Source organism: Neisseria sp. P0014.S009 (genome assembly GCF_051958155.1).
GTDB lineage: Bacteria > Pseudomonadota > Gammaproteobacteria > Burkholderiales > Neisseriaceae > Neisseria > Neisseria flavescens_C.
Genome location: NZ_JBQCVS010000012.1, coordinates 19,430 through 33,479, shown reverse-complemented (window position 1 = coordinate 33,479; position 14,050 = coordinate 19,430). Strand labels below are relative to the sequence as shown.

Annotated in this window: 11 protein-coding genes; 3 read left to right on the top strand and 8 right to left on the bottom strand. The window is 48.9% G+C overall.

Annotated elements, in window-relative coordinates; genetic code table 11:
* The first annotated feature begins 324 nt into the window (after positions 1–324).
* Together putP and putA are read left to right on the top strand one after the other, a co-directional pair.
* Entirely contained in the window at positions 325–1,851 is a 1,527-nt protein-coding gene (gene putP, locus ACTHS4_RS09040) for a sodium/proline symporter PutP (RefSeq protein ID WP_440365776.1), read from the top strand.
* Positions 1,852–2,074: 223 nt separating this feature from the next.
* Positions 2,075–5,680, top strand: a complete 3,606-nt coding sequence (gene putA / locus ACTHS4_RS09035) for a bifunctional proline dehydrogenase/L-glutamate gamma-semialdehyde dehydrogenase PutA (protein ID WP_440365774.1) — start codon at positions 2,075–2,077, stop codon at positions 5,678–5,680.
* Positions 5,681–5,738: 58 nt separating this feature from the next.
* Here putA and nth read toward each other — a convergent pair whose 3' ends face one another.
* From nth to ACTHS4_RS09015, 4 genes are all read right to left on the bottom strand, one after another.
* Positions 5,739–6,368 carry an endonuclease III gene (gene nth, locus ACTHS4_RS09030; protein ID WP_049336266.1) on the bottom strand — a complete coding sequence of 210 codons (630 nt, stop codon included), beginning with the start codon at positions 6,366–6,368 and terminating at the stop codon, positions 5,739–5,741.
* Between the two features lie 112 nt (positions 6,369–6,480).
* Complete coding sequence (nhaC, locus tag ACTHS4_RS09025; protein ID WP_049348810.1) at positions 6,481–7,860, bottom strand: Na+/H+ antiporter NhaC; 1,380 nt, start codon at positions 7,858–7,860, stop codon at positions 6,481–6,483.
* A 181-nt stretch (positions 7,861–8,041) separates the two neighbouring features.
* Positions 8,042–8,665, bottom strand: coding sequence for an alpha/beta fold hydrolase (locus tag ACTHS4_RS09020; RefSeq protein ID WP_070825561.1), 624 nt, complete (start codon positions 8,663–8,665; stop codon positions 8,042–8,044).
* Positions 8,666–8,757: 92 nt separating this feature from the next.
* Entirely contained in the window at positions 8,758–9,981 is a 1,224-nt protein-coding gene (locus ACTHS4_RS09015) for a sugar MFS transporter (RefSeq protein WP_440365771.1), read from the bottom strand.
* A 274-nt stretch (positions 9,982–10,255) separates the two neighbouring features.
* Between ACTHS4_RS09015 and ACTHS4_RS09010 the strand changes: the two genes are divergently transcribed.
* Positions 10,256–10,669: a YqaA family protein gene (locus ACTHS4_RS09010; RefSeq protein ID WP_314511722.1), complete on the top strand. Its 414-nt coding sequence runs from the start codon at positions 10,256–10,258 to the stop codon at positions 10,667–10,669.
* Positions 10,670–10,733: 64 nt separating this feature from the next.
* On the opposite strand, the gene ACTHS4_RS09005 is transcribed toward ACTHS4_RS09010, so the two are convergent.
* The 4 genes from ACTHS4_RS09005 to ACTHS4_RS08990 all read right to left on the bottom strand — a co-directional run bounded on the left by ACTHS4_RS09005 (position 10,734) and on the right by ACTHS4_RS08990 (position 14,045).
* Positions 10,734–11,927 carry an amino acid aminotransferase gene (locus ACTHS4_RS09005; protein ID WP_004520646.1) on the bottom strand — a complete coding sequence of 398 codons (1,194 nt, stop codon included), beginning with the start codon at positions 11,925–11,927 and terminating at the stop codon, positions 10,734–10,736.
* Between the two features lie 98 nt (positions 11,928–12,025).
* Positions 12,026–12,676: an HAD family hydrolase gene (locus ACTHS4_RS09000; RefSeq protein WP_440365769.1), complete on the bottom strand. Its 651-nt coding sequence runs from the start codon at positions 12,674–12,676 to the stop codon at positions 12,026–12,028.
* An 89-nt stretch (positions 12,677–12,765) separates the two neighbouring features.
* A complete protein-coding gene (locus ACTHS4_RS08995; RefSeq protein ID WP_070647196.1) occupies positions 12,766–13,089 on the bottom strand; it encodes a hypothetical protein in 324 nt (107 codons plus the stop codon).
* A gap of 11 nt (positions 13,090–13,100) precedes the next feature.
* Positions 13,101–14,045, bottom strand: coding sequence for a cation diffusion facilitator family transporter (locus ACTHS4_RS08990; RefSeq protein ID WP_070825565.1), 945 nt, complete (start codon positions 14,043–14,045; stop codon positions 13,101–13,103).
* Between the last annotated feature and the right edge of the window lie 5 nt (positions 14,046–14,050).

Below are 14,050 nucleotides of genomic sequence, written 5' to 3'. Positions count from 1 at the left end.
TAGTTTCACACACTTTCCTTCGTCATCATCGGTAAAAATTTATATATTTTTATGTTTTTAAATGACTTAGCCAAAAGGTGGCATCAATTTCGAATAAAGGCTGAGTTCTTCGCTTTGCAAAAGCGACTTTTTACGGTATGCTGGTTTAAATTATTTACAATTTAATGCATTAAGATTTCGTATTTTATTGTATTTGAAAATAATTTATCCTGTCTCTCTCGCAAAAAACAGGATTTTTAAGCTGTATTTTTATTAGAAAAAAGTTTGGGTATGAATTGCTTGCAATTTCAAACCCGTTTTAAAAGTTAGATGAGGAATAAGTACATGAATCCCATGTATATCACTTTCGCGATCTATTTGGTCGCCGTATTACTGATCGGCCTCGCCGCCTATTTTTCAACACGAAACTTCGACGACTACATTCTCGGTGGCCGCAGCTTGGGCCCATTCGTGACCGCGATGTCTGCCGGTGCTTCCGATATGTCAGGTTGGCTTTTGATGGGCTTGCCAGGTGCCATTTACCTGAGCGGTTTGAATGAAGCTTGGATTGCCATTGGTCTGATTGTGGGCGCATACCTCAACTGGCTCTTGGTTGCAGGCCGTCTGCGCGTGCATACCGAATACGCCAACAACGCACTGACGCTTCCTGACTACTTCTTCCACCGCTTCGGTGCCGGCGGTCACTTGATGAAAGTGGTTTCCGCACTGATTATCTTGTTCTTCTTCACTATTTACTGTGCTTCAGGCATCGTAGCCGGTGCTACCCTGTTCCAAAGCCTGTTCCACGGTATGTCTTACACTCAAGCCATGTGGCTGGGTGCCGGCGCAACCATCGCCTATACCTTCTTGGGCGGTTTCTTGGCCGTAAGCTGGACCGATACCCTGCAAGCTTCTTTGATGATTTTTGCATTGATCCTGACCCCTGTAATGGTGTACTTGGGTTTGGGCGGTGCAGATCAAATGAATGCCACTATGCAACAAGTTGCCGCTTCTACCGGTAAAGAATACGGCAGCCTGTTTGCCGGTACGACCGTCATCGGCATTATCTCCACCGCGGCTTGGGGCTTGGGCTATTTCGGCCAACCACACATTTTGGCTCGTTTCATGGCTGCTGAAAGTGCTAAATCTCTGGTTTCTGCACGCCGTATCGGTATGACCTGGATGATTCTGTGTATGGCCGGTGCTGTGGCTGTCGGCTACTTCGGTATCGCTTACTTCGGCGCCAACCCTGCCCACGTTGATGAAATGAACGGCAACCACGAACGTATCTTCATCGCTTTGGCTACCCTGCTCTTCAACCCTTGGATTGCCGGTATCATCTTGAGCGCGATTCTTGCTGCTGTAATGTCCACCCTGTCTTGCCAATTGTTGGTTTGCTCCAGCGCGATTACCGAAGACTTCTATAAAGGCTTCCTGCGTAAAAACGCCCAACAAGCCGAGTTGGTATGGATTGGCCGCGTAATGGTATTGGCTATCGCCGTGATTTCCATCCTGATTGCTTCTGACCCTGAAAGCAAAGTATTGGGCTTGGTAGCTTACGCATGGGCAGGCTTTGGTGCCGCATTCGGTCCGGTTGTGATCCTGTCTGTTTTGTGGAAACGCATTACTGCCTACGGCGCACTCTCCGGCATGATTGCTGGTGCGCTGACTGTGGTTGTTTGGGCTGAGTGGATTAAAAAACCTGCTTTGGCCGCACAAGAAACAGGCTTCTCTACCGTTTATGAAATCGTTCCAGGCTTTATCGCTTGTACCCTCGTGATTGTTTTGGTATCCCTGATGGACAAACAACCGTCACGCGAATTGCAAGAACGTTTCGAAAAAGCAGACGCAGAATACCGCGCCTCTAAATAAGACGTTTTCAGACGGCCTGCATGATTCCGTGCAGGCCGTCTTTACGACATAAACTGTTTCAAAATAATCTGAGCCTTATCAGAAAAAACAGCAATTTATGCGGATGCATCTTGTATCCGCATCATAATTTTATTACGATATTACTATCCTTCAGAATGTCTGTTTTGGCAGTCTTAATTCAGGCCGTCTGAAACCATGAAAAAACCTTTGGAGAACATAAATAATGTTTAACTTCGCTTTTCCAACACAAACTCCTCTGCGTCAAGCTGTAACTGATGCCTACCGCCGCGATGAAATTGAGGCCGTTCAGGATATGTTGCAACGTGCACAGATGACCGACGAAGAACGCAATGCCGCCTCCGAGCTTGCCCGTCGTTTGGTTACCCAAGTCCGTGCCAGCCGCACCAAAGCCAGCGGTGTAGATGCTTTGATGCACGAGTTCTCTCTCTCCAGTGAAGAAGGTGTTGCACTGATGTGTCTGGCCGAGGCTCTGCTACGTATTCCGGACAATGCAACCCGCGACCGCCTGATTGCCGACAAAATCTCCGAAGGCAACTGGAAAAGCCACTTGAACAACAGCCCTTCCCTCTTCGTTAACGCGGCCGCATGGGGTCTGCTGATTACCGGCAAACTGACCGCGACAAACGACAAACAGATGAGTTCCGCATTGAGCCGTCTGATCAGCAAAGGCGGCGCGCCTCTGATCCGTCAAGGTGTGAACTACGCCATGCGCCTGTTGGGCAAACAGTTCGTAACCGGCCAAACCATTGAAGAAGCGCTGCAAAACGGTAAAGAGCGCGAAAAAATGGGTTACCGCTTCTCTTTCGATATGTTGGGTGAAGCCGCATACACCGAAGAAGATGCCAACCGCTACTACAACGACTACGTTCAAGCCATTCACGCCATCGGTAAAGATGCCGCAGGCCAAGGCGTTTACGAAGGCAACGGTATCTCCGTTAAACTTTCCGCCATCCACCCACGCTACTCACGCGCCCAACACGAACGCGTTATGAGCGAACTGTTGCCACGCCTGAAAGAATTGTTCCTTTTGGGTAAAAAATACGATATCGGTATCAACATCGATGCCGAAGAAGCCAACCGTCTCGAATTGTCTTTGGACTTGATGGAAGCTTTGGTTTCCGATCCTGACTTGGCCGGCTACAAAGGTATCGGTTTCGTTGTTCAAGCCTACCAAAAACGCTGCCCGTTCGTTATCGACTACCTGATCGACCTGGCACGCCGTAACAACCAAAAACTGATGATCCGTTTGGTTAAAGGCGCATACTGGGACAGCGAAGTGAAATGGGCCCAAGTAGACGGCATGGACGGCTACCCGACTTACACCCGTAAAGTCCACACCGACATTTCCTACCTTGCCTGCGCACGCAAACTCTTGGATGCGCAAGATGCCGTGTTCCCACAATTTGCCACACACAACGCCTACACCTTGGGCGCAATCTACCAAATGGGTAAAGGCAAAGACTTCGAACACCAATGTCTGCACGGCATGGGCGAGACCCTGTACGACCAAGTGGTCGGCCCGCAAAACTTAGGCCGCCGCGTACGCGTGTATGCCCCGGTCGGCACACACGAAACCCTGCTTGCCTACTTGGTACGCCGTCTGTTGGAAAACGGTGCGAACTCTTCTTTCGTGAACCAAATCGTTGACGAAAACATCAGCATCGACCGCCTGATTAAGAGCCCATTCGACACCATCGCCGAACAAGGCATCCACCTGCATCCGGCATTGCCTCTGCCGCGCGATTTGTATGGCAAAGGCCGTCTGAACTCCCAAGGCGTCGATTTCAGCAACGAAAACGTATTGCAAAACCTGCAAGAAAAACTCAACCAAGCTTCTTCCGAAGACTTCCACGCCGCGTCTATCGTCAATGGCGAAGCGCGTAACGTGGGCGAAGCGCAACCCGTCCGCAACCCTGCAGACCACAACGATGTTGTCGGCACTGTCAGCTTTGCCGATGCAGCCTTGGCTCAAGAAGCTATTGGCGCAGCCGTTGCCGCCCTGCCGGAGTGGAGCGCCAAACCTGCGTCAGAACGCGCCGACTGCCTGCGCCGTTTTGCCGATTTGTTGGAACAACACACGCCTGCATTGATGATGCTGGCCGTCCGCGAAGCCGGTAAAACCCTGAACAACGCCGTTGCCGAAGTACGCGAAGCCGTTGACTTCTGCCGCTACTATGCCAACGAAGCTGAGAACACCCTACCTAAAGATGCCAAAGCTGTCGGCGCAATCGTTGCCATCAGCCCATGGAACTTCCCATTGGCCATCTTTACCGGCGAAGTGGTTTCTGCATTGGCAGCCGGTAACACCGTTATCGCCAAACCTGCCGAACAAACCAGCCTGATTGCCACTTACGCCGTTTCCCTGATGCATCAAGCCGGTATTCCGACTTCTGCGCTGCAACTCGTACTCGGCGCAGGCGATGTCGGCTCTGCCCTGACCGGCGATGCCCGCATCGGCGGCGTGATCTTTACCGGTTCTACCGAAGTAGCGCGCCTGATCAACAAAGCCCTGTCCAAACGCGACGACAGCCCTGTCCTGATTGCCGAGACCGGCGGTCAAAACGCGATGATCGTGGACTCTACCGCCCTGCCGGAACAAGTCTGCCTCGACGTATTGAACTCTGCCTTCGACAGCGCGGGCCAACGTTGTTCCGCCCTGCGTATCTTGTGTGTTCAAGAAGATGTTGCCGATAAAATGATCAACATCATCAAAGGTGCAATGGATGAGCTGGTTGTCGGCAAACCGATCCAACTGACCACAGACATCGGCCCTGTCATCGATGCTGAAGCCCAACAAAACCTGTTGGCCCACATCAACAAAATGAAAGGCGTAGCGAAGACTTACCACGAAATCAAAACTGCCGCCGACGTTGATGAAAACAACTCTACCTTCGTTCGTCCAATCCTGTTTGAATTGAACAACCTGAACGAGTTGCAACGCGAAGTGTTTGGTCCTGTACTGCACGTTGTCCGCTACCGCGCCAGCGAATTGGATCAACTCATCGACCAAATCAACGCCAAAGGCTATGCTTTGACCAGCGGTGTACACAGCCGTATCGAAGGCACTGTCGACCATATCCGCGACCGCATCGAAGCCGGTAACATCTACGTTAACCGCAACATCGTCGGTGCCGTTGTCGGCGTACAACCTTTCGGCGGTCACGGCTTGTCCGGTACCGGTCCAAAAGCAGGCGGTTCATTCTATCTGCAACGCTTGGTTCGTACTCCTGAATGGGTTGCCCCAACCCTCAGCCGCATCGGCCAAGCAGACGAAGACGCGCTCAAACGTTTGGAAACCCTGGTTCACAAACTGCCGTTTAACGCAGAAGAGAAAAAAGCCGCAGCCGCAGCTTTGGGTCACGCACGCGTCCGTACCCTGCGCAAAGCCGAAACCGTATTGGTCGGCCCGACCGGCGAACGCAACTCATTGAGCTGGCGCTCTCCAAAACGTGTTTGGGTACATGGCGGCAATCTGCTGCAAGCCTTCTCTGCCCTAACCGAGCTGGCAGCCGCAGGCATCCAAACCGTTGTTGAGCCTAACAACCCGTTGGCTTCCTACTCAGCCGATTTGGACGGTTTGTTGCAAGTCAACAGCAAACCTGAAAACGCAGGCATCAGCCATGTTGCCGCTATCGAGCCTTTGAGCAGCGAGCGCAAACAAGAGTTGGCCGGCCGCGACGGTGCGCTCATCCGCATCCTGCCTTCCGAACAAGGTCTGGACATCCTGCAAGTATTTGAAGAAATCTCTTGCAGTATCAATACTACCGCTGCCGGCGGTAACGCCAGCCTGATGGCAGTTGCCGACTAATCACAGCCAAATCAAAGGCCGTCTGAAATTCAGACGGCCTTTTTTTATCTGTTTTTATTTACATTTTTGCAGGATATTCGCACAAATCATTAATCAAACATTTGCTGCATTGCGGTTTCAAAGCCTTACATGTATAGCGGCCGTGCAAAATCAACCAATGATGGGCATCCATCAAAAATTCTTTGGGAATAAAGCGCATCAGCTTGTCTTCAACCTCACGCACATCCTTACCCGGCGCAATTTTGGTGCGATTGGCCACACGGAAAATATGGGTATCGACCGCCATAACAGGTTGCCCGAATGCAGTATTCAATACCACGTTGGCAGTTTTCCGGCCGACACCGGGCAAAGATTCCAAAGCCTCTCGGTCGGCAGGCACTTCGCCATTGTATTTTTCCAGCAAAATACGGCAAGTCTGCATGATGTGTTTGGATTTGGTTTTGTAGAGGCCTATGGTTTTGGTGTATTCCATCACGCCGTCCAGCCCCAAATCCAATATGGCTTGCGGCGTATTGGCAACGGGAAAGAGCTTGGCAGTCGCTTTGTTCACGCCGACATCAGTCGCCTGCGCAGACAATAAAACGGCAATGAGCAACTCAAACGGCGAGCTGAAATTCAACTCGGTAGTCGGATGCGGATTGGCAGCGCGGAAACGCTCGAAAATTTCTTGGCGGATTTGTTTGTTCATTGTTTGGATTATTTTTTTATTGGCGCAGCAATTATAGTGAAATCATGTTGATACTGCTACTTCAAGTAAAACAAGGCCGTCTGAAACGCATTCAGACGGCCTGATGATCAGTTTATTTTTTACTCAAAGTCAGCCCTGTCCAGCCAAACACCAGCGTCAGAGCCAAACTCAAGTAGCAGAAGAAGGCATAAGGCAGGTATTCCCAAACAGGCACGCCCAAAGCATGGCTGATGAATACGCCGCAGACGCTCCAGGGCACCAACGGGTTGATGACCGTACCCGCATCTTCCAGCGTACGGGCAAGGTTGCGCGAATGCAGGCCAAGTTTGTCATAAACCGGCTTAAAGGTTTCACCGGAAAGCAGAATACTCAAATATTGCTCGCCAATCAGGAAGTTGACACCGACCGATGTCATGGCCACGCTAAAAGTAGCGCGTCCGGCATTGGTCAGGAACGCACGAATGGCCTCCAGCAAAGACGGAATCACACCAATACTGAACAACAGGCCGCCCAAGCTCATGCCGAGTATCACGATGGTTTGCGTAAAGAACATGCTTTCCAAACCGCCGCGCGAAATCAAGCGGGCAATGTCTTTAAATGCTTCGCCTTCGAGTTTGTATCCGCTGTAAAACCACGCGCCCAGCTGTTTCAAATCAGGCGTACTGTGGAAATAAGTCACAATCAGTGCCACCACAACGGTAAACAGCATGGCCACAATGGCATTGACGCGCATCAGGGCGAGAACGACCAATAAAGCAAACGGAATCAATGAATAAGCATGCACCAAACCGGTTGCTTCCAATTGCGCGCGAAAAGCCTCGACGCTGTTCATGTCATGTGCAGCCACATTGGGTAAAAGCCACAACATCAATGCCGCACTGATCAACCACGCAGGCACAGTGGTGTACATCATGTTTTTGATGTGCTCGAACAAATCAATGCCGACAATCGAAGCGGAAATACCGGTCGTATCGGAAAGCGGCGACATTTTATCGCCGAAGAACGCACCCGACACAATCGCACCTGCCGTCATCGCCATATCGGCATGAAACGCAGCCGCCATCCCCATAAAGGCCACGCCGACAGTTGCACAAGTCGTCAAACTACTGCCGATGGAAATACCGATGACCGAGCAAAGCGCAAACGCCGAAAAATAAAAATAAGTCGGGGAAATCAATCCGAAACCGTAATACATCAGCGTCGGAATCGCACCGCTCATCATCAACGCGCTGACCATCAGGCCGATAAAGAAAAACAGATAAATCGCGCCCATGCCCTGCCCGACCGCGCCTATCATACCGTTTTGCATGTCTTGATATTTCAAGCCGCGCATCAAACCGTACAAAAGCAAGACCACGATCGCCGTCACAATCGACATATGCGGCAGCCATTCAAGCGAAATAATCGTATAACCCATTGCCGCCACCAAAGCCAAGGCCACCGCAATGGCCTCGAAACGCGGCATATTGAGTAAGGATTTGAAAGCAAACATTGTTCTTTGCCTTTTTAATAAGTATTTAACAGATTTTAGCATAACAGGCCGTCTGAAAAACCGGTTTCAGACGGCCTGCTGATTATTTTACGAAAACAACGCTCACAAATCCTTGCCATTTTCTTTAAAATAAACGAATTATTTAGAATAAAATATTTTTTAATCAGAATAAATGGTGTTTTTATTGCTTTTTAAAATATCCATCATGCAAAAATGCCACCACCTGCCCGGCAGTTTTGCGGTTGAACAGCATACCGCTATGGCTGACCGGCAAAACGACATGATCGCGCATATTCGGACAATGCGTTTCGCTGACCAAAACCGTACCATCATGTTCGCCGTGCAAACCTAAAACACGGCCTAGCCCATACGGTTTGTTACCGGCAATACTGCCCAGCTCAACACTTACGGGCAATTCAGGCATACTGCCGTCCAACGCCCCTTTGTAAGAGCCGCCCAATACCGGCTTTTGCAAACCCAAATTGAGCACGCGTTGCGCAGCCCGGCTGCCTTGGTGCGGCGTACCCATGGTAACGATACGGCCGCTGACTTTATCCGGATATGCCGCCGCAAAATTGCGTAAAACCAAGCCGCCCAAACTGTGGCCGACAAAGTGCAGCGTTTCATCAGCATGGTTCTCATCAATCCATCGCGCCAGGTCCTCAACATGTCGATTCATCGAGTGCAACACACTGCAATAATCGAACAGCGCAACTTCAAAACCTTCTTGTTCCAGCAAATACGCCAGCAGCCTCATGACCCACGAATGCATGTGCAAGCCATGCAGCAAAATGATTTTGGCCATTTTTTCCTCCTGTCATTTAAATCATTATGCCACAAAGTCAAAAGGCCGTCTGAAATCCCATAAGGTTTCAGACGGCCTGTTATCATGATGGATTATTCGTCAGCTTTGTAGCCTTTTATAGCAAAGAAGACGATGTATACGTAACAAATCGCTGATACAACGAAAGAAATCATCAAGCCGTAAGTATCCGCTGCCCAACCTTGTACCACAGGCACAACCGCACCGCCGACAATCGCAGTACACAACACGCCGGAAGCGCTGCTGGTAAATCGACCCAGACCTTTGGTTGCCAAAGAGAAAATGGTCGGGAACATGATGGAGTTGAAGAAACCGATGGCCAACAATACCCACATCGCAATATCCGCACTGGCTTTACCTGCCAACATAGAAACGCCCAACAAGGCAACAGCAGCAGTAGCGTTAAATGCCAAATAGCGGTTAGGCGCAATTTTCGCCATGATGGCAGAGCCTAAGAAACGGCCGACCATTGCACCACCCCAGTAGAACGACAAATATTTTGCGGCAGATGCGTGGTCCAAACCTTTCAGATAGCCCAACACGCTGACCAATAAAGAACCGATGGATACTTCCGCACCGACATAACAGAAAATACCGGCCGCACCAAAAACCAAATGACGGTATTGCCAAACACTGTGTTTGCCATCATGGTTATGTTCGCTCTCTTCTTCGGCAATTTTACGCGCATCAGGCAAACGAATCATTTTGACAAACACAGCCAAAATAATCAGCAAACCAGCCAAACCTAAATATGGAATTTGAACAGAAGAAATTTGCTCGGCTTTGCTGACAGTTTGTGTCGCATCAGCCAAAATCAGGAATGCGCCGATTTGCGGAGCAATGGTCGTACCCAAAGAGTTAAATGCCTGAACCAAAGTCAGTGTTGCAGATTCTTTACCCGTTTTGGACAGCAAAGTCACATAAGGGTTACCTGCTACTTGCAACAGCGTTACACCTGAAGCCAAAATGAACAGCGCACCCAAAAAAGTTGCATAAGAATGACTGCCGGCAGCAGGATAGAAGAGTAGACAGCCGATGGCAGTCAATACGAAGCCGCTAATCACGCCGTTTTTATAGCCGATTTTGCCGACCAAATAGCCCATCGGGATCGACATAATCGCATAAGCGGTAAAGAAACAGAATTGAATCAGCATCGCCTGAACATAAGTTAGGTCAAAAATATCTTTCAAATGCGGAATCAAAATATCGTTCATGCAGGTAATGAAACCCATCATGAAAAAGAGTGTGGTTAGGACAACCAGCGCAGGAGTATGATTTTGTTGTGAATGCGCAGACATGATTTGCCTTTCGTTTTGTTAAGATTTGCTGGAAAAATGAGCTTAAATCAGTTCATTAAACTTAACACCCATTAACAGCCGCCCGTATCATACTGATAATCCGTCACTTTGAAAACTATTTTCTAACAGCCGACTACATTATCCTTCAGTCGTTTAATTTTAAAAATTTCAATAATATTGGATTTATATTTTATTAGATTAAAAAATAAAGGCATAATCCTCTTATTAAACCTATTATTTCTTTTTTACAATATCACTTGATGTAACTCAAAACATGCCCCCTCTTTACGCTTACCTTGCCCTGATTGCTTCTGCCTTCACTTCAGCCACACTACTTCCGGGTACATCCGAGGCGGCATACGCCGCATTTGTGTACCAATATCCGCAACATGCCCTCGGCGCATGTTTGTGTGCAGGGTTGGCGAATGGCTTGGGCAGTATGGTTTCGTATTACATGGGCAGAATGTTTCCGGCCAAGAAAAGGCCGTCTGAAAAAGTATTGGCGCGTATAAAACGATGGGGGATTTGGCCGCTATTATTTGCATGGTTGCCGATTATCGGCGATGCCCTTCCCCTTGCCGCAGGCTGGTTCAGGCTCAATGCTTTGCATTGCGCCATCATTCTGATTACAGGCAAACTGCTGCGCTATGCCATGATTTATTGGGGAATGAACGCAGTTGCCGGATAAGCTTACAAGTCAAAAATAAAGGCCGTCTGAATGATTCAGACGGCCTTTGCCTTTAATTCGACAATTACAAGACTTTCACAATGCTTTCGCACAAGTAATCAATGTTGTCATCAGTAATGCCTGCGACATTAATGCGGCCGGAACGGACGGCATAAATGGCAAACTCATTTTTCAAACGGTCGACTTGTTCGGGAGTCAGACCGCTAAAGGAGAACATACCGTTTTGTTCAATAATGAAATCAAAGTCTTGGGTTGCACCTTTTGCTTTGAGCAACTCGACAAATTTTTGGCGCATGGCTTTGATTCGGCCGCGCATTTCATCGAGTTCGGCAATCCATTGTGCTTTCAAATCATCATTTTTCAACACCAGCGCAATGGTATTCGCACCGTGTGAAGCCGGGTTGGAATACAAGGTACGGATGATGGTTTTGACTTGGCTGTGGGCGCGGGCTGCTGTTTCTTCATCTTCGGCCACCAAAGTGAACGCACCGACGCGCTCGTTGTACATACCGAAGTTTTTGGAATAAGAGCTGGCAATCAGCAATTCTGTATTGTGTTTCAAGAACACGCGCAAGCCATAGGCATCTTCTTCCAAACCATTGCCGAAGCCTTGGTAGGCAAAGTCAAACAGTGGCAACCAGCCTTTTTCGGCAGAAAGTTTTGCCAAAGTTTCCCATTGTTCGGGCGTAGGGTCGATACCGGTAGGGTTGTGACAGCAGCCGTGCAGCAGGACGATGTCGCCTTTTTGCGCTTGGCTCAAGTCTTCAATCATGCCGTCCCAATCCAAACCGTGTTTGGCGGCATCATAGTAACGATAAGGTTTATCTTGGATACCGACCGCTTTGGCGATGGCGTTGTGGTTTGGCCAAGTCGGATTGGAAATCCAGATGGTTTGCGCGTTCAACTGGCGTTTGACAAATTCGGCCGCAATGCGCAATGCACCTGTACCGCCAAGGCTTTGCGCTGTTTTGGCACGACGGCTGGCAATGATTTCGTGGTCTTTGCCAAACAGCAGAATTTGAGTTTGCTCGTTGTAGTCGGCAACGCCGTCGATGGTCAGGTAGTTTTTGGTTGTTTCGCTTTCCAACAGGCGTTTTTCAGCCTCTTTGACGGCTTTGACAATAGGCGTCGCGCCGGATGCGTCTTTGTACACGCCGATACCGAGATTGACTTTTTCGGGACGGGTTTCGGCTTTAAACGCTTCGCCCAAACCTAAAATCGGATCAGCAGGAGCTGCTTCGATATGCTTGAAGAACATGATTTTTCTCTTTACAAGTAGTAAAACGGTTGAAAAAATACAAATTTATGTAATTTTACGCCGTTTCAGGCCGTCTGAAAACGGATTATTACAGGGTTTTAACGCAAGATTGCCAACAAATCCAAAGGCGTGGCAATACGGAAATCGGCAAGCCAGTTTTCGGTTTGGTCTTCGGTAGAAATATAGCCCCAATCGGCAAGCACGGTTGTCATCCCGGTATTCTTGCCTGCCTGCATATCGCGCTCGGCATCGCCGACATAAAAACATCGCTGCGCCTCAACGCCAATCTGTTCGCACGCATAAAACATAGGCTTCACGCTGGGCTTGGGTTCATCGCAAGTATCGCCGCTGACAATGACGGCAGGAGGCACGGTAAACCCGAGCTTAGGCACGAGGACATCGGTAAAGCGCATAGGCTTGTTGGTGATAATGCCCCATTGGATACAGCGTTGAACTAAGGCTTCTAGCATTTCGTTTACGCCGTCGAACAAGATGGTTTGATCGGCATAACAGCGGCTGTATTCGTCCAAAAACTCTTTGCGCCATTGTATATAGTCCGGATGGTCGGGCGTAATGCCTGCACCAAGTTTGAGCAAACCGCTTGCACCGTGGCTGGCCTGCGGACGGATTTCATCCATGCTTTTTTCTGGCAAACCGTGTCGGCGCAATACCGTGTTGAGCGCGCCACCCAAATCAAGTGCGGTATCGGCAAGCGTGCCGTCAAGGTCGAATAATACGGCTTGGGTCATAAGTGTTCCTTTGATGATTTTAGAAAGCCGTCTGAACAATCCAACAAGTTTCAGACGGCCTGAATATGGTTAATGGTGGTAGTAAAGATTTAAACATCTAAACCGCATTGCTTTAATTTTTTACGCGCAATGCTTTTCTGTTCTTCTGTAAACAACGGCGACCATCGTTCTTGGAGAATTAAATACTCCATGCTGATTTTTAATCCTTTTTCTTGGCCGTACAAGTATAGATCATGCAATCCTTGACTAATATTTGGCGAAGCCAGTAATTTATCGGCTGCAGCCTTACCACCCATCTCATCTACCATTTGCTTAAACCGCGTAGCCCTATAAGGCGTTGGTAATTTCTTTGCCAAATCATAAATTTCTAACATAGCATGATGAAAATCTGCCTCTAATTGTTTCTTATCCATTTTTTTCCTCATTATTCATTATGGTGTTCGTGCATTTCCTGCGAACACAAAACTTCATCTTTATGCGGATGCTGTTCGCTTTCAATCTGAATCGTACAATGCCCGATGTTGTGATGTGCCAATTCATGTTCGATGCAGTAGGCGATTTGTTCGGACTCTGCAACTGTCATGCTGCCATCTACAACAATATGGCAGGACAAAACGTGGATATTGCTGGTAATCGTCCAAACATGCAAGTCGTGAACGGATTTTACGCCTTCCGTATTGCGGATAACGCTGAGCAACTCATCGGTATGGATGTTTTTCGGCGCGCCTTCCATCAAAATGTGCAAAGTCTGTTTAAACAGCTTCCAGCCGCTACTCCCTACCAAAGCCGCCACCAATATGCTGGCAACCGTATCTGCCCATTGCCAACCATACGCCATCATCAGTACCGCTGCGACAATCGCCCCTATCGAGCCGAATAAATCGCTAATTACGTGCAGATACGCGCCGCGCATATTGACGTTTTCTTCGGTATCGCCATTTTTCAACATATAAACAGCGACGCCGATGTTGACCAGCAAACCGATGATACTGACCACCAACATGCCGCCCGTCAAAATTTCCGGCGGATAAAACAATCGTTTGACTGCTTCATAAAAAATCATCGCCGCAATCAACACCAGCGACAATCCGTTAAACATCGCCGTCAAAATTTCAAAACGCTTGTAACCGAATGTCTTTTGCAGCGTGGTCTGTTTCTCACCAAGTTTGAACGCCCACAATGCCACGCCCAACGAAAACGCATCACTGAACATATGCCCCGCATCGGAAAGCAGGGCCAAAGAGTTGGTCAGCCAACCGCCGACCGCTTCAACCAGCATAAATCCGGCAATGACGAAAAATGAAATGCGCAATACCTGCTTATTGGCGGTATGCGTGTGCGCGTGCGAATGATCGTAATGATGTGCCATGATGA